Below are 21,881 nucleotides of genomic sequence, written 5' to 3'. Positions count from 1 at the left end.
TCTTAAATCAGGGGAGGGACGATTCTCATGAGAGCACTAATAGTAATTGACTTTACCAATGATTTTGTCGATGGGAATTTACCGGTTGGGCAGCCTGCAATCGATATCGAGCCAAGAATCAGCCAATTAACGTCTGAGTTTGTCCAAAATGGCGATTATGTTGTAATGGCTGTTGATTTACATGAAGACAATGATCCTTATCATCCCGAGAGTAAACTGTTTCCACCTCACAATGTACGAGGGACTAAAGGGCGGGAGCTTTATGGAAGTTTGAAAACTGTTTATGAAGCTGACCAGGATTCCATCTATTGGATGGACAAAACTCGATATAGCGCTTTTAGTGGAACTGATCTGGAGATTAAGCTGCGGGAACGTGGCATTACTGACCTTCATTTGATTGGCGTATGTACAGATATATGTGTTTTGCACACTGCGGTGGATGCATATAACAAAGGTTTTACTATTACTGTGCACGAAGATGCGGTCGCCAGCTTCAACGCGGATGGACATAAATGGGCACTAAATCATTTCCGGGGAAGTTTAGGAGCAGACGTTGTTAAGGCATAATACTATAAAAAACATACACATACAGCAACGTGGATATTAGGAGATGAGGACTTGAAGAGAGAACTTGCGCTACATACAGATAAATATCAGATCAATATGATGTATGCCCACTGGGTGAATGGAAGCCATAAGCGAAAAGCTGTATTTGAAGCTTATTTCCGCAAATTGCCTTTCGGAAACGGCTATGCCGTGTTCGCAGGATTAGAGCGTATCGTTGGATACATCGGCGGCTTGCGTTTCACCGAAGATGATATCCGTTACTTGTCGGAGCAAGAAGAAAATTACGCTCCTGCTTTTTTGGAAGAATTGCTGCAATTTCATTTTCAGGGCAACGTTTATTCGATGAAAGAAGGGGCGTTGATTTTCCCGGATGAACCGCTAATCCGTGTGGAAGGGACGATCATGGAAGCGCAGCTGGTGGAGACCGCTATTCTGAACTTCATGAACTACCAGACGCTGATCGCTACAAAGGCTTCCCGAATCAAGCAGGTAGCTCCGAATGATATTCTGCTGGAGTTTGGTACCCGTCGGGCACAAGAAGCGGATGCGGCGGTCTGGGGCGCTAGAGCGGCCTATATCGGCGGCTTTGATGCAACCTCCAACATGCTGGCAGGTAAAATGTTTGGCATCCCTACCAAAGGTACACATGCTCATTCTTGGGTTCAGAGCTTCAGCAGTGAGCAGGAAGCTTTTGATGCGTATGCCAAGGTGATGCCGGATGAAGTTACACTATTAGTTGATACCTTCGATACGTTGCGCAGTGGTGTGCCGAATGCGATTAGAACCGCTAAAAAGCTTGAAGCTCAAGGTAAAAAGATGATCGGTATCCGCTTAGACAGCGGTGACTTGGCCTATCTATCCCGGCAGGCACGGAATATGCTGGATGAAGCGGGGCTCGATTATGTGAAGATTGTGGCGTCCAACGATCTGGATGAGAATACAATCATGGATCTGAAGCTGCAAGGTGCAGCCATCGACACATGGGGTGTAGGCACACAATTGATTACGGCTTCGGATCAACCCTCTTTGGGTGGAGTTTATAAGCTGGTAGAAATTGAGTCCGCAACTGGAGAAATGGTACCGACAATCAAGATTTCTTCTAACCCTGAAAAAGTATCCACACCAGGCAGCAAGGACGTATTCCGGATTATCGGGAAAAATGGTAAAGCGCTAGCAGATTATATCTGCTTCCCGGAAGAGGAAGCTCCACGAAACGGCGGTCGGGTGAAGCTGTTTAATCCGCTGCATCCATACATGCACAAGTATGTGGAGCGTTATGAAGCGCTGCCTATGCTTGAGCCGATTTACGTGAACGGCTTCCAGGTCTATACTTTGCCGGATCTGAATGAAGTTCGCCGTTACCATCGGGAGCAGAAGGATCTGTTCTGGCCGGAATATCTGCGTAAGCTCAATCCAGAGGTGTACCGGGTGAATCTGAGTGAGAAGGTCTGGACCAGCAAGCAACAATTGATCGCGGAGCATATTCAGCCGGAGATCGAGTAGATTTTGTAGTTTCGATGGAAAGAAGCACGGGAAGATTAGATTCCCGTGCTTTTTTGCGTTTGGGTGAAGCCGACGTTTGGGTGAAGCCGACGTTGGGTGAAGCTTTCGTTTGTTAACTTCGAACGCCGTGAGTTTATTTTCTGAAAGTATATTAAGCTAGTTTGTCCGCGTATATCTGATTTGGCTTTTGTTGCATTTTGTGCAACAGAACACTAGTTAAAGTATATCGACAAATTATCATACCCCCAAAAGAATAAGTACATCCCTTAGAATGAGGCGAATCCGGTGCGATTAGGTAAATCAACGGTATAAATCCCGTAGAATGAGGCGAATCCGGTGCGAGTGAGCAAATCAACGCTATAAATCCCGTAGAATGAGGCGAATCCAGTACGAGGAGGTAAATCAACGGTATAAATCCCGTAGAATGAGGCGAATCCGGTACGAGTGGGCAAATCAACGGTATAAATCCCGTAGAATGAGGCGCATCCGGTGTGAGTAGGTAAATCAACGGTATAAATCCTGAAGAATGAGGCGCATCCGGTGTGAGTAGGTAAATCAACGGTATATATACCGCAGAATGAGGCGAATCCGGTGCGAGTAGGCAAATCAACGGTATAAATCCCGTAGAATGAGGCGAATCCGGTGTGAGTAGGTAAATCAACGGTATATATACTGCAGAATGAGGCATATCCGGTGCGAGTGGGCGAATCAACGGTCCCTTAAGAAAAGGTGTATCCCCGTTCTACGCGATCGCGAAGAACAATGGATACACCTTTTTTCATGTAAGTGCGAGATATATATTTTAGTTCTTCTTCCGGAATTTAGCGAATGACCAGATGGTAAGCATCAGCAGGAAGCCCAGACATGTGCCTATGCTGATCCGGTTCTGAGTGTCGAAAAGGAAGGAAATCGTGATAACCGACAAACAGATAAGCGTCAAAATCGTAATATAAGGGAACCCCCACACTTTAAAGCTTGGCTCTTTAGGATAGGTTTTCCGCAGCTTCAGCTGTGATAGACAGATGCTGATCCATACCAAGCTTACTACGAAGCCGGGAACAGCCATCAGCAGCCGGAAAAGTCCATCCTGTGCGAAGTACGCTAACATAGAACCAACAAAAAGAACTATAGCGCAAAGTTTAAGACTGTTGATCGGCACACCTTTTGCTGAGGTCTTTGCTAAGCTACGTGGAGCTTCACCCTGTGAAGCCAAAGAGTGCAACATCCGTGTGGCGCCGTAGATACCAGAGTTAGCAGCAGAGAGCACAGCCGTAATCAGTATGAAGTTCATAACATGGTCAGCACCCTTAAGTCCTGTAGCTGCTAATACCTGCACAAAGGGGCTGGTATGCTCGTTAAGCTGATTCCAAGGAATTAACCCACAGATGATCAGAATTGGAATGGTGTAGAACAGAATAACACGTAAAATGAAGCTTTTGACAACTCTAGGCAACACTTTTTCTGCATCTTGAGTTTCTGTTAAAGTTAGTCCAATCAGCTCAGATCCGCCGTAGGAGAACATGACGACCAGAAGGGCAGAGAAGATAGGTGTCCAGCCTTGTGGGAATAATCCGCCATAATCCGTAAAATTACTTAAATAGGGAGTCCCTTCAGACATAGGCAATAGCCCAAACAATAATGCAGCTCCCAGAATAATAAAGATGATAATCATAGCTATTTTGATTCCTGCTAACCAAAACTCCGTCTCTCCATAACCGCTTACACTCATCATATTGATGCCAATAATTAAAGCACCACTTGCTAGACTCAGTAGCCATAACGGAACATCCGGTAACCAGTATTGCAAGAAGCTTCCTGCCGCCAGCACTTCGATCACGCAGACAGTCAACCACATGAAGCAATATAGCCAACCCACGATAAAGGAGAGCCGTTCTCCAAAAGCCTCGCGGATGAATTCCTTCATATTTTTGTTCGGGTATACCGTGGCCATTTCGGCAATTGCACCCATAACGACTAGTAGCAGCAAGCCTGCCAATACATAGGAGAGAACAACCCCAGGTCCAGCAATGCTTATCGTCTCAGAGCTTCCTTTAAAAATCCCCGTACCGATTACGCCGCCCATCGCCATAAAGCTGATATGCCGTGGAAGCAATTTTTTCTGTAATGATGCTTCGTTTGACTTCACATTTAATGCCTCCTAAGTAGGTTCAAAAAATTACACCAAGAATCAGTTTATCCTGAAATGGACTAGTTGAAAAGTATAAATGATACACATTTGTAGAAATAGAGGTGATTTTTCATCGGTGTGTGATATTTATCATGAAGAATGTGATGAATTTAACATCTTAATTTTTAATTTTATTGCTAAATGAAAGTAGATAAATAAGCTTAGGCAACACTTGGAAAATGCAAGATTTGTCACTTCGCGTCTTGCAAAATCAAGTTACAATCGTTGAAAAAGTCAAAAGGATATTATACTAGATGACATTCTGAAAGGGGCTATGTCGGTGGTACAGTTACCAAAAGTGAACGAGCTCGGATTTTTTGAGATTCGTCTGGAGTCAATTGGAGGGTTGGGTGCGAACCTGGCTGGTAAAATGCTTGCAGAAGCAGGTGTTGTCGGTGCTGGAATGAATGGGGTCAGCTTTTCGTCATATGGTTCGGAGAAGAAGGGATCAGCGGTAAAAGCGCATATCCGGTTTTGTGATTTGAATACGCCTATTCGTGACACGTCTCCGGTTGAGCGTCCGCATGTTGTTGGGGTATTTCACGAAGCACTAGCAAAGACAGTTAACGTAATTAGCGGAATTTATGAACATAGCACAGTATTGGTGAACTCAGCAAAATCGCCGGAGGAATTGAAATCCTCCCTGAATATGATGGCAGGAACTATTGCAGTCGTAGATGCTACAACGATCGCCTTAGATGAGAAAAACCGCGTTAATATGGCGATGCTAGGCGCGTTGTTCCGGATGTGTGATTTCTTGGACCCTGAAATTATGAAAGGCGTTATAGAGAAATCACTAGGCAAAAAATATCCACAGGCAGTACAGTCAGCGCTGACCACTTTCGACCGTGGATTTAATGAAGTTAAGTTTATGCATTTCCCACTGCCTGCAGGCGTGACAATGCCTGAGTTCGTGCGGTCTGATATTTCCGCATTGGGTTATGAAACACAGCCAATCGGCGGTACCATTACGAATCCTGGCAGCAGCTTTTTAAAGAACTTGAGCATTTCTCGCTCCGGTTTGCTGCCTCATTTTAAGCAGGAGGATTGTATTCATTGTGCGCAGTGCGATACGGTGTGTCCTGATCTGTGTTTTGTTTGGGATGAGCAGCCTGATAAGAAGGGGCGTCCACAAATGTTCCTGCAAGGTATTGATTATCAATACTGCAAAGGCTGTTTAAAATGTGTAGAAGCTTGTCCTACAACTGCCTTGTCTGGCGAACGTGAGGAAGAGGGCTACGCAGAGAGTCATACGGTCCGGCATATTTTTGATCTCGTTACTGAGGCCTAATTAACGGAGGAAAGGTGGAATACACGTGGCTATAGATTATGAAAAAGAAGTAGGCTCTGCTAAAGTAGAGCAGAAATTCCTATATGAATCCGGCAATGAAATGGCGGCTTATGCTGCTCATCAGATAAATTATCATGTAATGGGGTATTTTCCGATTTCTCCATCGACAGAAGTAGCACAATTTCTTGATACGATGAAAGCGAATGGCCAGCATGATATTATGCTGATTCCGTCAGATGGCGAGCATAGCTCTGCTGGTATCTGTTATGGCGCTTCAACGGCTGGCGGACGTGTATTTAATGCTACCAGTGCCCAAGGTTATATGTTCATGCTTGAGCAATTGCCTGTACAAGCTGGTACGCGTATGCCTATGGTTATGAATCTAATCTGCCGTTCGATCTCTGGACCGCTGAATATTCACGGGGACCATTCAGATTTGTATTTTGCTTTGAATACAGGTTGGCCTATTTTAATGTGCCGGGATCCACAATCTGTTTATGATATGAACCTAATGGCATTGAAGCTTGCGGAACATGCTAAAGTTCGTCTTCCGGTAATGGTGGCTTCAGATGGATATTTCACCTCCCACCAGAAACGCCGCGTTCAAGCTTTTACTCATCGGGAGGATGTTCATAAATTTGTTGGACCACAACCTCCAACAGGCTTTACCGATACTTTAGACCGCAATAATCCGGTAACGGTTGGTCCTTATATGAACGAACCTGACTATATTAACAACCGCTATCAGCAGTCCGTAGCTATGTACAATGCGGGTGAAGTTTTTGAAGAAATTGCGAAGGAATTTGCTGAGTTAACCGGACGTCATTATCCAATGATCGAGGAATATCGGATGGAAGATGCTGAAGTAGCCGTATTCTTGATGAATTCTGCCTCTGAGATTATTAAGGATGTTGTGGATCAGCTTCGGTTGCAAGGGATCAAAGCCGGTGCAATCTCGCCGAATATGATCCGTCCTTTCCCGCAGAAGCAAATTGCTGAAGCACTGAAAAATGTTAAAGCAATCACCGTTGGTGACCGCGCAGATTCTGTAGGCGGACATGGTGGTAACATGGTCAATGAAATCAAGGCAGCGCTGTTCACATATGGCAACACTACGACTAAAGTAATTAGCCGTATCTATGGTTTGGGTGGTAAGGACTTCTACGCAGAAGATGGTCATGCCTTTTTCCAATTAGCAATAGATGCTGTTGCTGCAGATCGAGTAGACATACCATTTGATTATTATGGCCACAATCCGGGTACACCAGATAAAGCTCCGCAACGTCTTCTGAAGCCAATGGACTTTGACTCACTGAAGACAGGCTTAATCACTGTGAAACAGGATGAAGCAACAGGCAAATTAAGCGTACGGATTCCGCCGCTGCGCAGCTTGACGAAGAAACCTAAACGGCTCTCCCCAGGGCATGGTGCGTGTCCAGGTTGTGGAATTTTCTCAGGACTGGAGACTTTCTTCAAAGGAATTGAAGGGGATATCGTCGCACTTTATCATACAGGCTGTGCCATGGTAACGACTACGGGGTATCCGTATTCCTCCCATAAATCAACGTTTATCCATAATCTTTTCCAAAATGGAGCAGCTACCTTGTCCGGTGTCGTAGAGATGTTCTGGGAACGCAAACGTCGCGGTGAGCTGGATGGACTAGGGCTTAAAGAGGACTTTACGTTTGTTATGGTAACCGGAGATGGCGGTATGGACATCGGGATGGGACCGGCAATTGGAGCTGCACTGCGTGGTCACAAAATGATTATTGTAGAGTACGATAACGAGGGTTACATGAATACTGGAGCACAGCAGTCCTATTCGACACCACTGGGTCACCGTACTTCAACCTCCAGTATCGGCAAGCAGCAGCAAGGTAAAGTTACTCAGCATAAAGATACAGCACAAATTATGGCGGCTACTAACATTCCTTATGTCTTCACGGGTTCGGAGGCTTATCCGCAGGATCTGGTGAAAAAAGCGGCAAAAGCACAGTGGTACGCACAAAACGAAGGTTTGGTGTATGGTAAAATCCTGATCGCATGTCCGCTAAACTGGATGTCTGATGATAAGGAAGGCACGAACATCGTATCATTAGCTGTTGAGTCTTGCTTCTTCCCGTTATATGAAGTAGAGCATGGTTCTACGAATATCACATATAATCCTGAAGATAAGGGCAAACGTGTTGAGCTCTCAGCATGGCTGAAGACAATGGGTAAAACTCGTCATTTGTTGAAACCTGAGAATGAGCCAGCTTTACACAGCTTCGAAGAAGAAGTTGAGCGCCGTTGGAATCGTCTCAAGGCAAAACACGAACATCCTGACTTATAAGCTGTGTTTATCTCCAGTATATAAAATATGAAATAACCCGGCAGATTTGTCTGCCGGGTTATTTTGTGGTTAGGGAGCATTTGCGCGTAAGAAGCAGTTTTCGGACCCCACTGACCTTAAACAAAGCTTTCTCTCCCGTTTGAAATTCTAACGGACTCCAAAGCAGTTATCGGCCCTAAAACTCCCAAAATGAACCCTTTTTGAAGGAATAGTGTCACTGGAGTCCGCGAAACTTCTGAAAAAGCTAAAAACCAGCAAATAACGTCTCTTAGGTCCTATGTGTTAAAGACTTGGTCATTTACAGTTAGAATAAAGTCCAGTTTCCTTTTACTCTTGCATGTTGTTCTGCTCTAACCAGAAGATAGCGGGTACAAATGACAAGACAAGCACTACCTACGATTAAAGCGCCGAGAGCCCACCACCAGCTAGTACCGATATTATCGTATAACGCCCCGCGCACAAGAACCAGACTATATGTGAGTGGAAACAGAAGGGATAAACCCGTTGCCCATGCTGGGAATACTGCTGGTGGAATACGAACCCCGCCAAACAGCTCCATTGGTGCTTGAAAGATGTAATAGAGTAGCCCTGAATCCCTTGAGAATAGAGATATCGCACACAGCAAAGCTCCCCATATAACCGCTGATATCATGATAAGTATTAATACAGGTAATAAGGCGCCCCAGTTAACAGTCGTTACGTCCGCAAGAAAAATGAAAGTCAGAATGGAGAAGCAAGCGAACATCCATATTCCGTGAAATAGTGAATATACGGAACGTCCATACAGGAAGGCCATTTTTGACGCTGGCGTTAGGAACACTACCTCAAGTGTGCCCCTTTGCGTTCTTGTTCGAATAACCATGCGGCTTGCACAACCGTCCAGTATAACTGAAAGACGAGATATCCGCTCAGCAGAAAAAGGGGAATCCGTCCATCTGGTATTACTTTTGAGAGTGCTGATCCTGCTCCGGTTCTAAAGGGCTGCATAGTAAAGTAGGTGGTTAAAAAGGTGAGCGCCGGCCAGAGTAGAAGTGAAAAAAACACTGCGCGTCCCTTAACTCTATTTCGATGCTGCTTAGTGATCTCCGCGCTAAGGGTAAACCATAAGCTATGTAAGTTCATGATACCCTTCCTTCCGAAAGGAGGATAATCGCATCCTCCAAAGTAGGTTTTTCGGATGCGAAGCTTTTAATGCTAAGCCCCTGCTCAGTAGTCCATGGCAGCAGCTCTGTAATGATTCTATCAGCCGAAGGTGTTTTTACAGAAATGCGCTGCAGTTCATCACTTCGAAGTTCAAGTTTTTCTGTTGCGCAGACACCCATTAATTCCGCAGGCTGAGTAAATGTTCGTAGATGCTCCAGTAGCTTGGGACGAAGTGATTCATGCCAGCCTGTAACCTCTAAATGAGCAGTTTGCGAGCCTGCAACCTGATGGACAATCCGCTCAGGTTTGTCACAGAGCAGAAGCTCGCCTCGATTCAGTACATAAACTCGGTCACAAAGTTCTTCGACCTCCTGTAAATAATGACTGGTCAGAAGGATACCCTTTCCACTGTCCAGTGCAAGCTTTCTTATCGTACTGCGAAGCTGCCTGGCAATAGGGGCATCAAGGCCAAGTGTGGGCTCATCTAGAAATAAGTATTGTGGATCGTTGATAAGTCCGCGGGCGATTTGCAGCCGTTGCTTCATCCCTTTAGAATATTGTTCAACGGGTTGGTCAGCAGCTTGGGTCAAACCTACTTCCTCCAGAAGACGTTCTGCTTCTCTAGCGATGTGAGGGCTGTTCATTCCATAGAGTTTACCGAAGTATTCAAGATTCTCTCTACCAGTGAGTCGCCAGTACAACATTCGTTCTCCTCCGGCAATCATATTTACTTTTTGCTGAATGGCCTGTCGATTCTTGTGTAGTGACATTCCATCGACTTCAATACTGCCGGAGGTTGGCTCTAGGAGAGTAGAAAGCATACGTATTGTTGTGGTTTTTCCAGCGCCATTTAGACCGAGAAGACCTACGATTTCCCCTGCAGCGATATCTAAAGACAGTGATTTCACTGCTGTCACTGATCTTTTTTCCGAACGGAACCAGCTCAGTTTATGTTTGCTCTCGTAAATCTTAGTAACTTCATGCATATTAATCAATGGTTTCACCCCTCCAAGGTTTTAGAATCGTTCGAACAACCCGCGCTCTATGCGCCGGTTTGTCCATTGACCAACCGTTATGTATACAACACTAAGCAGTATGATTGGCCATATGTCAGGTAATCGTATTGCTTCTCCAGTTAGCAGCGAGCCTCGAAGGAGTTGTAGCGCATAGGTCAATGGGAAAATCTCACCTATAGCCTGCAAGTAGTCAGGCAAGTATTGCCTTGGAAACTGAAATCCACACAGTAGAGCAGTTAGCGTAAATAGAGTATTTTGCACAATGAAGGTGTCCCTTGTATAAAGCATAATGCTTCCTAGCACCAGCGCCATCGCATAACACGATAGTAAAAATAGCAAAATTCCCATGAAGACAGATAGGAAGTCAACGGAGGGGAGTCGAAGTCCTGCTAAAAGGCCAAAGAAGAGAACTACCAGCAATTCCGCCCCACTTCGATACAACTGCTGGACAGCGTTTCCTAGAAAATAACCGCTCCGGCTTGAAGGGGAGAGCAACAGTGCCTCAAGTGTACCTTCCCTCCATTCGGTAATAAGTGCCCTGGATACATTCATCATCATACTGACGGAAAATATACTGAGCATACCTCCAATAATTACATAGGTCAGATAGTCCTCACTGCCACTATAGATAGCAAATTTTGAATCTATATCCCCTTTGATTAGATACACATAAGAAAAATAAGAGATGATGACTAGATAAACTCCATCAATAATGTGCCCGAATGTAAAGGTCCAGGGAAAGGCTCTAAGATTAGATTTTTGGTTTCTTTTTAGGGTTGCGATAGCGATATGCCACATATGTACTCACACCTTTCATTAACCTCATTGTTCAAGGTACTGCCTTTGCAGGATGAGCAGATTATCAAAGACTTCTTTGTTCACTGAATAAAATAAATAATTCCCTTTTCGCTGTGATTGGGTAAATCCTGCTTCACTTAGTTGTTTTAGCTGTTTAGAGACCGCAGCTTCAGAAATACCCAATATTGGCGCAAGCTGCTTGGTACAATGCGGCCCTTTCCACAGCAGTTTCAGAATTCGCATCCGCGTATCATCACTTAAAGCTTTGAGTTGGCGCAACAGGTCACTCGGCGGTCCCTCACTAAAGGCAAGACCGGGAACATCCACCGTGAGAGGCAAAAATAAAGTGTCTTCGAACCAGCCAACAAGCAGATGCGGAAATATGAATGTAGAAGGAAAAACGTACACTTGTCCAAGCTGGTCATAAGGAAAGTAATACGTTACAGCCTTTTGTACTGTCAGAGTCCCGTTCTCTGAGAGGAGGCGTGGGTGGAGCGTATTTAATGCCTTTTCCGGGAAACGACTGGCTAAGTCTTGAAACTGAGCGGCTGAGATGTTCATAAATGGTTCGATATAGTCCCATTCCTGCCCGAAATAATCATGTTCGTATGTAATTAATGTTGAGATTAACAGCTTGCGAACACTAGCCAGATTGTTTATCAGGTACTTCACGTTTCCACTCAACTTCATCAGCGAACGTTTGCTTTCAGATTCATTCAGCCATTCGACTATGGTACTTAGTGCAATTTCTTGATTCATAAATAGATACACTAGCTCTGCATCCGGAAGTTTTTTGAGTAGGGTGATTCCTTGATTGCAAGAAATAGGGACACCCATACGGTCCGGTAAATCTAGCAGAGCGATCCAACGTTCTGACAACTGCCCAAGTGTGTGGATGTTCTCCTGTAGAGCAAGAGGCATTCTTTTCTTGAGCTCCAAAGCCCATGGTAATCTTGTTGGATGGTGTTCTGGTTGATGGAAGACATGCAGACTGCATAATAACTCATGAAAAGGACTGACGACCGTTTTGATCTTTCGATTTAAAGTTTGGAGTGAGCTCATCTCTTTCCTTTCCGATTAACTGTTTGGTTAATCAAAAACCACTTTCGCGTAAAGTGTTCAAAATTATAGGGGGAATGGTCAGGATTGTCAAATCTTTTATGCAGAAAAAAGCGAGAGCACATCTCCATGTGTTGGACATGGATGTTTCTCTCACTTATAGGATTCTTTTAATAGAGTTATGAAGTAGAGTTTTATCTTCTGCCTCTAGGCATCATGGAGTTATCGCACATGATATCTTTAACAGAATAGGTGTAGCAATGGCGAGGAACTGGGACACAGTGATGGCGTCTAACGATTTCTACCGGGTGAATAACATTCACAACTTGAGGGTGGTAATAATCTTGATAAACCACCTTAGGTGGGTCAGTGACAGTTTGGGCCGGACATTTTGGACATTCTTCTGACATTTCCTTCAGCTCCTTTGTGTGTGAACTTACCGTATTATACGCACAGAACAAAGGTATGCTTGGTTATTTGTCTAGTTTATAAAAAAATGGGTGGGATTATTGTTTGTATATCTCTCGCATTACATGACGAAGCTCCGGGATAATTAGCCGTTCCATAGCCAATTTAACGGCTCCAGTGGAGCCGGGCATAGAAAAAATAGCTGTGTTGCCAATCGTACCTGCAATTGCTCGACTAAGGATTGCCGCCGAACCTATATCTTCTGTGTAGCTTAACATTCGAAAAATCTCACCGAAGCCCGGCAGCGTTTTATCCAGCAAGGATGAAACTGCTTCGTAGGTGGTATCACGGGGAGAAATTCCTGTTCCACCCGTGAGCAGTACGGCTTCAACTCCAGTGTGATCAGCGTTTTTATAGAGTAGTTCACGAATGTCTTGATAGTTGTCTTTGATAATGGTACGGCCTATAACTTCATATCCGGCAGCCTCAAGCATGGATTGGATTAAAGCTCCACCGGTATCGGTTTCGGTAGTTCTGGTGTCGGAGACGGTAATGATATAGCAGGATACGGATTGTGGTGCTTCCTTCCGATGTTCTTCAACGGATGACAATGAGATCAGCTCCTAAATTAGAGATGTTCTCATGATAGGGTATGGAGGAAGCAAAGACAAGTTTCGTTATCCAGCGCTAATCTTTTGAGGTTATAGGGATGCCGCTTGCGTGCTTTGGCATCATGTAGTAAACTCGCTACCATACCCGTAATTTGCAAGGAGCGATGAATCATGGAACAGGTTGTACCTGTGTATATATTGTCAGGATTTCTGGGAAGCGGCAAAACTACCCTGCTGCAGCGCCTGCTGGAACATTGGAAAGATCAGGGCTTACGCCCGGCAGTAGTGATGAATGAGCTGGGTGAAGTGAATCTGGATGGGCTGCTGGTTGAGCAAACCGTTCCTATGGCTGAGCTGCTCGGCGGCTGTATCTGCTGTTCTATCCGAGGAGATCTCAGTACAGAGCTAACTACTCTTATCAAGAAGGAATCACCGGATGTTGTTGTTATTGAGGCCACAGGTGCGGCGAACCCGCTGGAAATTGTAGATGGCGTAACCGAAACTTCACTGTATCAAAAAGTAGAGCTGAAAAGCTTGATCACTGTCGTTGACGCCGCGCATTTGCTCGAATTGTACCGTGCGCAGCAAGGCGCAACCTATCGACTGATGCAGGAGCAAATTCGCTGCGCCTCTGTTTTGATTCTGAATAAAACTGACCGTGTCTCAGCAGATGAAGCAGAAGAGATCACAACCGTTCTGCGAAAATGGAATTCTTATGCACCGATTATGCCAGCGGAGCGTTGTGAGATCGACACAGAGGAGCTCCTGCGTAGCGCAGGTGGAGTTCTTACGGATTCACAGCTTGAAGAGGGCGACAGTGAAAGCCATGTGCATGAGGAAGCTCTGCAACCTTCTGGAGGCACCCATGCTTCCCACGATCACGTGATGGCATACACACATTACTTCAAACGACCTGTCAACAGCGAGACCTTTGAGCAGTTCGTCAAGGAGCTTCCGCGGGATGTTTATAGGGCTAAAGGCATTGTGACCTTTAATGACACCTCCAGTCGTTTTCTTTTTCAATATGCTTACCGTGAAGCTGATTTTATGAAAATCACACCTCAAGGCGAAGTGCCAGACGTAGCTGTATTTATCGGGGAACATTTCTCATCCAGTGAGTTACGCACGAAGCTGCTGGAGATGGAAGGACGTATTTTAGTTCGGCCTGGAACGATCAAAAGAAGCCTGTAATCCGTTCTGCTTCAGAAGAAGCTGTGGTTCATTCCTAATCTTGTAGGTTAATAGTAAGGCATACCATTAAAAATGCAGGAGGTTGAAGGCTATGACCCGAATTCAATATCAGGAGTGCATTGACGCTTGTCTCGAAAGTATGAATGCCTGTAACTACAGCTATGTCTCAAGCCTAAAAGAATATGATCTTGCATCTCTTCGTGAGAGCATGCGGCTCGATCGTGAATGTGCGGATATTTGTTCTTATGCCATTCAAGCAATGACCCGTCAAAGTCCGTTTGTATCTGGAATTCTAAAACTATGTGCAGAAATATGTGAAGCATGCGCGGATGAGAGCAGCAAGCATATACATAATCACTGCCAAGAATGTATTAATGCCTGCCGTAAAGCTGCAGAGGCATGCCGTTTGATTAGCGATGCTGTTGAGGTATATGCGTAAATCGTATAACTTAACTCTCATATATGAACTAATAGCCAGACTGTTGCTGTAGAGATATAGCAATAGTCTGGTTTTTTATATCCAGGTCTGTTTGATTCATGCTATTGGTAGAAAAAAAGGAAACAAGCATGTAGAATGCTAAATACATACAGATTTAACCTTTTACATATTATTGATAGCGCTTACAAAAAAGATTGGAGGAGCAGTATCATGCAAAAGGTCCTTTTAGTTGATGATGAATTTATTATCCTGGATGGCATCTCATCGGTAATGAACTGGGAAGCATTGGGCACAGAACTTATTGGAACCGCGCAAAATGGCTTGGAGGCATTAGAATTAATCAAGCAAGCTACACCTGATATTATTATTACCGATATTCGTATGCCGGGAATGGACGGGCTGGAGCTGGTGGCGACGGTTACAGCACTTCATCCTGAGACCTCTTTTATTATGCTGACAGGCTTCTCAGAATTCGATTATGCTAAGATGGCGATGCAGTATGGGGTTAAACATTATTTACTGAAGCCGTGCAGCGAAGAGAGCCTGAATGAAGCGCTAAGCGAGGTAGTTCAGAAGCGAGAGGAACGGCAGTACGAGGAGAACTTTATCCTATCGATAAAATATGGACTGGAACGTGTACTTCCACATGCCAAAGAACAATTCCTGAAGGAGCTTGTGACGAACAAGACCTATGGTGTGGAGGAATGGAAATATTTTGGTGAGCTGTTTGGACTGAATTTTCAGAGTCAACGTGTTAGGCTACTGCTGGTAGAGATTGAAGGAGAACATGAATATGAGCATTTGTTCGCGGTCAGTAATATTGCGGGAGATATTTTTCAACATCATATTTTAAGCTCCACTGTAGGGCGGCGTGTTCTGTTATTAATGGAAGATGACCTGTCTGAAGCTGCTTTATTTGAGAAAATAGACAGCATCCGCGCTACCTTTATGAAATATTATCATATTGATCTGACGGCCGCATTAAGTGAACCTGGAGAGCTGACGCAAGTAAGGCGTTTATTCAAGCAGACGATCGAATGTCTTAGCCATAGATTTTATCTGGGGGAAGGGAGCTTAATTACAGAAAAAGATATCAGCATTCCAGAGGATGAGGAAGGTCTAGAGCTGCAAGTGGATCTCGAACACCTCGTTATGCTCATTAAAGCGGGGCACTGGGCAGATGCTGAATGCGAGCTGCTGTCACTTTTGCATCAACTTCTGAATCTTAGATATGACATTGCCAAGACCAAATCCTATCTGATCCAGATCTTCATGGAGATTATACGTTTGAGTGATCAAAACAAGATGCAAACATATATTGATAAGCTGCCCCGAATGATGGAGACTAGCACGCTCCAGTCTTTTCAGCAGTTTGTAATGAGTATTGCAGAAGAGATTACCCTTGATCGTTATAGCCGCAACCGCAGTAAGCAATCGCAAATGGTGGCAGAGGTAAAGCGTATCGTGGATAGGCGTTATTGTGAAGAGACATTAACTTTGCAGACTGTTGCACAGGAGATTTATATGAATCCTGATTATGTTAGTAAGATGTTCAAGAAAGAAACGGGGGAAAAGTTTACGAATTATGTTATGAAATGCCGGATGCAAAAAGCGCTCGAAATCATCGAAGGATGTGCACATTTTACGATTGGACCTCTAGCTGAAGAAGTCGGTTTTGGAGATAATGTATCCTACTTTAGCAAAGCCTTCAAGAAATTCACGGGTTTTTCTCCTTCCGAATATAAAAAAACGGCTCCATAATTGTTTCATTTAAAGATAGCCCATATACCCTACGTACTTGATCGATAAGTACTGTGGGGTATTTTTGTGTGCGAGGACAAAGAGGGTTCCACGGTTTTGAACAAATAATTACCGGATATGAACATGGGGAAAGGACAGCTTTACCTGTAAAGTTATGTGCATAAGGAAGCTAGTCATATTACATACGGGGAGGCCAACCAATGGAGCTTAAGCATCAGCTGCTGACCAAGAAGTCCGGTATGAAACCCGGCAAATGGTCTTATGTGAAAAAAGAACTGCAGCGGAATAAATATGTGTATATCATGTTAATTCCCGTGGTGCTCTTTTATCTGATTTTCAGCTATGGGCCGATGTACGGTCTGCTAATGGCTTTTCAGAAATCCTATAGTCCTATAAAAGGGATTATGGCGGGGCAGTGGATCGGGTTTGATAATTTTAAAATGTTTTTTGAAAGCTACTACTTTTGGCGGATTATTAAGAACACACTGATTCTTAGCTTTTACAGTATTATTTTCGGATTTCCGGCACCCATTATATTGGCTTTACTGTTAAATGAGGTCCGGAATAAGTGGTTCAAAAGCACGATTCAAACCGTTAGCTATATGCCGCATTTCATTTCAGTCGTGGTTGTTGTCGGTATGTTAAAAACATTCTCAGCACTTGATGGCGGGTTGTTTAACGTAGTTCGTAGCTTTTTTGATCTACAGCCTGTGATGTTTCTGGCAGAGAAGGATATGTTCCGGCCACTTTATATTCTCTCCAACATCTGGCAAGGTGCGGGCTGGGCTTCCATCATCTTTTTGGCGGCGCTTAGCGGAATTGATCCCCAATTATATGAGGCTGCCAAAATAGATGGCGCAGGTCGCTGGAAACAGCTTCTGAACATTACCCTGCCGGGAATTATGCCTACTGTCGTCGTTATGCTGATTCTGCGTCTGGGCGCGGTTATGAATTCCGATTTTCAAAAAATATTACTGATGCAGACCGCTCCAACCTATGAAACCTCGGATGTTATCTCAACCTTTGTATACCGTTCTGGGGTGCTGGAAGGCAATTATACGTATTCCACAGCCATTGGATTAATTAACGGGGTTATAAATTTCTCACTGCTTTTGCTTGCCAACTCTATTAGTAAAAAAGTGAACTCCACCAGTCTTTGGTGAGGAACAGGAGGTGAACCTATGCGACGTTCGGCAGGTGAACGTATCTTTGACTGTATTAATGTGTTGCTGTTGTTAGGCATCATGGCTGTATCGATTTATCCGCTCCTGTATGTGCTGAATTCCTCTGTGAGTGATCCGAACGAACTGCTGCGTTCCAGGTCATTAATGCTGCTGCCTGAAGGCTTTCAGCTCGAAGCTTACAAAGCGGTATTTCATAATTCGAAAATCTATAGTGGATATTTAAATACACTTTTTTATGTAACTGTTGGGACAATCGTTAATTTATTGATGACATCAATCGCAGCGTATTCCTTGTCCAGATCAGATCTTTTCGGTAGAAAAACACTGATGAAGTTAATCACCTTCACGATGTTTTTTGGCGGTGGGATGATCCCGACTTTTCTGCTCATTCAGAACCTCGGGCTGGTCGATACCCGCTGGGCGATGATTATACCTGGAGCGATTAGTACTTTTTATTTTTTGATAATGAAAACTAGCTTTGAGGGAATACCGATCAGCTTGATCGAGTCGGCGAAGCTTGACGGAGCTAATGATATCTTGATTTTATTCCGAATTGTACTGCCACTGTCCAAATCTATTCTCGCGGTTATGACTCTTTATTATGCGGTTGACCATTGGAATGATTATGTAGCCCCGATGCTGTATTTGCGCAGTCAGGATCTCTATCCGATTCAAATTGTAATGCGGGATATTCTGATTAGCAGCAGTACAGAGTCAATGGGAGCTGGGGTAGATACAGGCTTCGCTATCGGTGAGAACATCAAATACGCCACTATCATAATCTCAACGTTACCAATCATGCTGGTGTATCCGTTTATCCAGAAATATTTTGTTCAAGGTGCTTTAATCGGTGCCGTGAAACAATAAATAACATTTATTTATGGAGGCGATTTTGGGTGAAAAGAAAAATAGGGGCCATGATGTTAAGTTCCGTCCTTCTTTCTACAATGCTGGCTGGCTGTTCAGGCAATAATGATGGAACTAGTGCGGGTAATAAGGCGGGAGATCATAAGGGGAATACTACCGCAACTAATACGCCGGTGGAGAAGCTGACAGAAATTCCACTGCCAATTACAAAAGACGGAATGACGATTAATTACTGGCGTGCCAATGATGGTAAGCTTACCGCTTCTTTGGAGAGTTTTGGTGATATGGCCAGCTATAAAAAGAAAGAAGAGTTGACTGGCATCAAAGTGAAGTTTACGCACCCACCACTTGGACAGCAGAAGGATCAGTTCAACCTGTTGATTTCTACGAAAGAGCTTCCAGATGTCATTTATTATAATTGGGCGGATGCGGTTGGTGGGCCGGAGAAATTAATTGAGGATGGCCGAATTATCCGTTTAAATGAGCTGATAGAACAATATGCACCGAATCTTCGCAAAATCATTGAATCCGACCCGGATGTAAAAAAACAAATCACACTGGATGATGGAACGATCTATATGTTCCCTCTTCTGAAGCTGGATGCGCTGAAGCTGAATGCCACTTCAGGGTTGATTATGCGCAAGGATTGGCTCGATAAGCTGGGACTGAAGCCGCCGACCACCATTGAGGAATGGCATACTGTTTTGAAAGCGTTTAAAGAAAAAGATCCTAATGGCAACGGGAAGGCCGATGAGCTGCCGTTCACTGGAAACTGGGGTCCTGGTGACCTGACGAAGCTGCACGATTTCTCACCAGGGTTTGGGGTAATCGGCGGTTTTCAGATGAATGGGGATAAGGTCGAATACGGGCCGATTCAGCCAGGTTATTCAAGCTTCTTGGAAACGATGGCCACATGGTATAAGGAAGGGCTTATTGATCCGGAAATTATGACCAACGATGGCAAAGCCTTTGATTATAAAGTGACGAATAATTTAGCCGGTTCTTATGGCGGTGGTGTCTTTAGCGGTATGGGCAAATTCTTCAACCTGATGCGCGATACCGATCCGAACTTTAATCTTACAGGTGTACCTTGGCCGGTTTCTCCTAACGGAACAGCTTATGCTACTTTTAATATGAACAATAAAGTATTGACGTATGGTGAAGCAATCACTACCGGAGCGGATAAGGATAAACTGAAGGATATTGTCCAATGGATGGATTTCAATTACAGCCCACAAGGACATGAATTGTTCAACTTCGGAATTGAAGGTGAGAGCTATGTGAAGGAAGGAGAAGGAATAAAATTCACAGATGTCATTACCAACAATCCTAAAGGTTTGACTTACGATCAAGCGTTAGCCTCATATGCGCTTTCGATTATGGATGGACCCATCAATCAGGATAGCCGTTATTTGGATGCTTTATTGTTCGATGAGGGGCAACGAGAGGCTAATGCTTCTTGGATGAAGGCTAGCTCTGATTTGACGCTTCCTCCGTTTCGTTTGAGCGTTGACGAAGCCAGCAAAAGCACTTCCATTATGAGTCAGGTCAACACGTATCTGAATGAAACGATGACAGCAATCATTAATGGCCAGAAACCAATCTCAGAATTTGAAAAAATGGTGGATACGATCAAAGGAATGGGCATTGAAGAAGCTATAAAAATCCATCAGGCTGCGTATGACCGTTACATGGCTAAATAAGCGGATTAAGAAGACTATCCGGGTTATCCATAATGTGGTATACAAGTTATATTACAGTGACAAAGGAGAGCCCGGATGAAAGTTTATCGGAATTTGAGTATTAAAATGAAGGTGTTCCTGATGATTGTTCTGATACTGATTCTGATTATATCCATGGCGTTCGGTTCTTTATATTATGCCTACTCTATTTATGACAAGCAGCTTTATGACAAGTCGTATCGGCTGCTTAATTTGTCTTCGACTACGATTGATATGGAGCTTAAAAAGCTGGAATCCATGACTTTGACGATGATTGCTGATCGGCAAATTCAAGAAGGCCTTAAGGAATTGCGCAAAGATGATTCCGATTTTACTGGATATGTTACACGGCAGATGATTGCTGATCGGTTATGGACGCATATCAGTATGGACGAACGTTACATTCAGTCTGTACATTTGATCGATTCCCAAGGGAAGGTCAGCAGATACGGAGAGACGATTCTGTTCACAGAGGAGAAATCGGCACGAATGACCCGAGAGGCAGAAGCGGGGAATGGTGCTGTACGTTGGTTGTATCCTGACGATTCAGATCCGATGCTGGTCATGGTCCGAGAAGTGAGAGCTTATGATCCAATGACGCTAGATAAGCTGGGCACGCTCTATTTACGCATTAATATAGGGAGGTTAGCCCAAGATTACGCTGGTGTGGCCGCAGAAGACAGCGATATTATTTTGAAAGCAGGTCAGGAACTGGTTTATCCTTATCGGAAAGTGGCGGACGGTGTAACAGCGGTTTTACAGCCTTTAAAATCAGGGGCTGGATACGAAATCAAAGAGATGAATGGAGAAGTTGCCTTTGTATCACAGAAGCAATCTTCCTACTCTGGATGGACTTACTACAACTATGTTTCTTATAATGATATTTTTGAAAAAACCATTTGGCTGAAGAATACAATGATCATTGTATTTGGAATTGCGATTGTGATTATAATTGCGCTAGGGATGAGCTTTGCCCGTAATCTGACACAACCGATTCGCTCGCTGATCAGTCAAATGAAAGAGGTTCAATATGGAGATCTGGACAGTATGGATACTAAGCTGATGGCTCCTCCACTTCAGCAAATGGATGAGGTGGGGTTATTACAACGGACATTTCGTCAGATGATAACACAGATTAACACATTGATCAAAGAGAACTATGCCAACCAGCTGATTATAAAAGAGACAGAATTTAAGGCTTTGCAAGCGCAGATTAATCCTCATTTCCTCTATAACTCACTGGATTCGATCCACTGGTTAGCTAAAAAAAGTGAACATGCACAGATTTCGAGCATGGTTGTCTCGCTTGCTTTTCTTCTTCGGTCATCGATCAGCTTGAAACAAAATGTAATCACAGTCGCGCAAGAGCTAGAAATTGTGAAGCATTATATCACTATTCAGAATTATCGGTTTCAGAAACGTTTGGATTTTCATATGGAGATTCCAGAGGTCTTTAATACTGTCTCTATTCCAAAGCTAACCCTGCAACCGCTGTTGGAGAATGCTATTCAATATGGTGTTGAGACGATGATTGAACCTTGTCAAATTCTATTATATGCTGAACCATTTGATGGCAAGCTAGCGATTGTAGTTGAGGATCGTGGCCCCGGAATGGAAGCAGATTTCCTCAAACGATTACTAAATGGGGAAGTAGAGACTAGAGGCACAGGTATTGGCTTGCTTAACATCCGTGACCGGGTCAGACTTGCCTTCGGTGAGGAATATGGCATTTATGTTGAGAGTACGGTTGGGTTTGGAACAAAAGTCAGTGTTCTTTTGCCGTTCCCGCAGGAGGTGTAGGT

The 21,881-nt window shown here is 44.1% G+C and carries 19 protein-coding genes; 11 read left to right on the top strand and 8 right to left on the bottom strand.

The features are described from left to right. The first annotated feature begins 27 nt into the window (after positions 1-27). Together MHI25_RS17950 and MHI25_RS17945 are read left to right on the top strand one after the other, a co-directional pair. Positions 28-567: an isochorismatase family cysteine hydrolase gene (locus MHI25_RS17950; RefSeq protein WP_340393830.1), complete on the top strand. Its 540-nt coding sequence runs from the start codon at positions 28-30 to the stop codon at positions 565-567. 51 nt (positions 568-618) lie between these two features. Beyond that, positions 619-2,070: a nicotinate phosphoribosyltransferase gene (locus MHI25_RS17945; protein WP_076128292.1), complete on the top strand. Its 1,452-nt coding sequence runs from the start codon at positions 619-621 to the stop codon at positions 2,068-2,070. A 266-nt stretch (positions 2,071-2,336) separates the two neighbouring features. Here MHI25_RS17945 and MHI25_RS17940 read toward each other — a convergent pair whose 3' ends face one another. Together MHI25_RS17940 and MHI25_RS17935 are read right to left on the bottom strand one after the other, a co-directional pair. After that, entirely contained in the window at positions 2,337-2,675 is a 339-nt protein-coding gene (locus tag MHI25_RS17940; protein WP_340393829.1) for a hypothetical protein, read from the bottom strand. Positions 2,676-2,872: 197 nt separating this feature from the next. Beyond that, entirely contained in the window at positions 2,873-4,216 is a 1,344-nt protein-coding gene (locus MHI25_RS17935) for an amino acid permease (protein WP_036688050.1), read from the bottom strand. A gap of 322 nt (positions 4,217-4,538) precedes the next feature. On the opposite strand from MHI25_RS17935, the gene MHI25_RS17930 reads away from it, so the two are divergent. After that, positions 4,539-5,549 carry a 2-oxoacid:acceptor oxidoreductase family protein gene (locus MHI25_RS17930; RefSeq protein ID WP_038571642.1) on the top strand — a complete coding sequence of 337 codons (1,011 nt, stop codon included), beginning with the start codon at positions 4,539-4,541 and terminating at the stop codon, positions 5,547-5,549. 25 nt (positions 5,550-5,574) lie between these two features. After that, positions 5,575-7,881 carry a thiamine pyrophosphate-dependent enzyme gene (locus MHI25_RS17925; protein WP_076128294.1) on the top strand — a complete coding sequence of 769 codons (2,307 nt, stop codon included), beginning with the start codon at positions 5,575-5,577 and terminating at the stop codon, positions 7,879-7,881. A gap of 304 nt (positions 7,882-8,185) precedes the next feature. Here the strand turns inward: MHI25_RS17925 and MHI25_RS17920 are convergent, their stop codons facing one another. From MHI25_RS17920 to MHI25_RS17895, 6 genes are all read right to left on the bottom strand, one after another. Further along, positions 8,186-8,743 (bottom strand): ABC transporter permease, encoded by a 558-nt coding sequence (locus MHI25_RS17920; protein ID WP_340393828.1) that lies wholly within the window; start codon positions 8,741-8,743, stop codon positions 8,186-8,188. Further along, complete coding sequence (locus MHI25_RS17915; protein WP_340393826.1) at positions 8,701-9,003, bottom strand: hypothetical protein; 303 nt, start codon at positions 9,001-9,003, stop codon at positions 8,701-8,703. The genes MHI25_RS17920 and MHI25_RS17915 overlap by 43 nt, the downstream gene beginning before the upstream one ends. Next, a complete protein-coding gene (locus MHI25_RS17910) occupies positions 9,000-10,010 on the bottom strand; it encodes an ABC transporter ATP-binding protein (RefSeq protein WP_340395693.1) in 1,011 nt (336 codons plus the stop codon). Before MHI25_RS17910 ends, MHI25_RS17915 begins: the two co-directional genes overlap by 4 nt. A 30-nt stretch (positions 10,011-10,040) precedes the next feature. Next, positions 10,041-10,838, bottom strand: coding sequence for an ABC transporter permease (locus tag MHI25_RS17905; RefSeq protein ID WP_340393825.1), 798 nt, complete (start codon positions 10,836-10,838; stop codon positions 10,041-10,043). Between the two features lie 24 nt (positions 10,839-10,862). Next, positions 10,863-11,900 carry a metalloregulator ArsR/SmtB family transcription factor gene (locus MHI25_RS17900; RefSeq protein WP_340393824.1) on the bottom strand — a complete coding sequence of 346 codons (1,038 nt, stop codon included), beginning with the start codon at positions 11,898-11,900 and terminating at the stop codon, positions 10,863-10,865. Positions 11,901-12,403: 503 nt separating this feature from the next. After that, positions 12,404-12,922, bottom strand: coding sequence for a molybdenum cofactor biosynthesis protein B (locus MHI25_RS17895; RefSeq protein WP_076128304.1), 519 nt, complete (start codon positions 12,920-12,922; stop codon positions 12,404-12,406). A 165-nt stretch (positions 12,923-13,087) separates the two neighbouring features. Here MHI25_RS17895 and MHI25_RS17890 point away from each other — a divergent pair, with 165 nt between their 5' ends. The 7 genes from MHI25_RS17890 (at position 13,088) to MHI25_RS17860 (ending at position 21,879) form a co-directional block, all read left to right on the top strand. After that, the gene (locus MHI25_RS17890; protein WP_076184465.1) at positions 13,088-14,107 is read left to right on the top strand and encodes a GTP-binding protein; all 1,020 of its coding nucleotides are present in this window, start codon (positions 13,088-13,090) and stop codon (positions 14,105-14,107) included. A gap of 91 nt (positions 14,108-14,198) precedes the next feature. Next, positions 14,199-14,546: a four-helix bundle copper-binding protein gene (locus MHI25_RS17885; protein ID WP_036688030.1), complete on the top strand. Its 348-nt coding sequence runs from the start codon at positions 14,199-14,201 to the stop codon at positions 14,544-14,546. Between the two features lie 210 nt (positions 14,547-14,756). Next, the gene (locus MHI25_RS17880; RefSeq protein WP_340393821.1) at positions 14,757-16,307 is read left to right on the top strand and encodes a response regulator; all 1,551 of its coding nucleotides are present in this window, start codon (positions 14,757-14,759) and stop codon (positions 16,305-16,307) included. Between the two features lie 200 nt (positions 16,308-16,507). Further along, a complete protein-coding gene (locus MHI25_RS17875; protein ID WP_076184463.1) occupies positions 16,508-17,470 on the top strand; it encodes an ABC transporter permease subunit in 963 nt (320 codons plus the stop codon). An 18-nt stretch (positions 17,471-17,488) separates the two neighbouring features. Then, on the top strand, positions 17,489-18,358 hold the full coding sequence (locus tag MHI25_RS17870) for a carbohydrate ABC transporter permease (RefSeq protein WP_340393820.1): 870 nt from the start codon (positions 17,489-17,491) through the stop codon (positions 18,356-18,358). Between the two features lie 29 nt (positions 18,359-18,387). Then, on the top strand, positions 18,388-20,061 hold the full coding sequence (locus tag MHI25_RS17865; protein ID WP_076184461.1) for an extracellular solute-binding protein: 1,674 nt from the start codon (positions 18,388-18,390) through the stop codon (positions 20,059-20,061). Positions 20,062-20,136: 75 nt separating this feature from the next. Then, positions 20,137-21,879 (top strand): sensor histidine kinase, encoded by a 1,743-nt coding sequence (locus MHI25_RS17860; protein WP_076128319.1) that lies wholly within the window; start codon positions 20,137-20,139, stop codon positions 21,877-21,879. The last annotated feature ends 2 nt before the right edge of the window (positions 21,880-21,881 follow it).

The sequence above is a fragment of the Paenibacillus sp. FSL E2-0177 genome, from assembly GCF_037992975.1.
Classification (GTDB): domain Bacteria; phylum Bacillota; class Bacilli; order Paenibacillales; family Paenibacillaceae; genus Paenibacillus_AQ; species Paenibacillus_AQ odorifer.
Note: the sequence above shows the minus strand (reverse complement) of the source record. Positions and strands in the feature narration are given on the sequence as shown.

Coding starts and splice junctions, on each gene's coding strand:
- MHI25_RS17920 (WP_340393828.1), bottom strand. CDS start 8,743: ATGGTTATTCGAACAAGAACGCAAAGGGGCACACTTGAGGTAGTGTTC.
- MHI25_RS17860 (WP_076128319.1), top strand. CDS start 20,137: ATGAAAGTTTATCGGAATTTGAGTATTAAAATGAAGGTGTTCCTGATG.
- MHI25_RS17885 (WP_036688030.1), top strand. CDS start 14,199: ATGACCCGAATTCAATATCAGGAGTGCATTGACGCTTGTCTCGAAAGT.
- MHI25_RS17875 (WP_076184463.1), top strand. CDS start 16,508: ATGGAGCTTAAGCATCAGCTGCTGACCAAGAAGTCCGGTATGAAACCC.
- MHI25_RS17900 (WP_340393824.1), bottom strand. CDS start 11,900: ATGAGCTCACTCCAAACTTTAAATCGAAAGATCAAAACGGTCGTCAGT.
- MHI25_RS17915 (WP_340393826.1), bottom strand. CDS start 9,003: ATGAACTTACATAGCTTATGGTTTACCCTTAGCGCGGAGATCACTAAG.
- MHI25_RS17870 (WP_340393820.1), top strand. CDS start 17,489: ATGCGACGTTCGGCAGGTGAACGTATCTTTGACTGTATTAATGTGTTG.
- MHI25_RS17905 (WP_340393825.1), bottom strand. CDS start 10,838: ATGTGGCATATCGCTATCGCAACCCTAAAAAGAAACCAAAAATCTAAT.
- MHI25_RS17890 (WP_076184465.1), top strand. CDS start 13,088: ATGGAACAGGTTGTACCTGTGTATATATTGTCAGGATTTCTGGGAAGC.
- MHI25_RS17910 (WP_340395693.1), bottom strand. CDS start 10,010: ATGCATGAAGTTACTAAGATTTACGAGAGCAAACATAAACTGAGCTGG.
- MHI25_RS17880 (WP_340393821.1), top strand. CDS start 14,757: ATGCAAAAGGTCCTTTTAGTTGATGATGAATTTATTATCCTGGATGGC.
- MHI25_RS17950 (WP_340393830.1), top strand. CDS start 28: ATGAGAGCACTAATAGTAATTGACTTTACCAATGATTTTGTCGATGGG.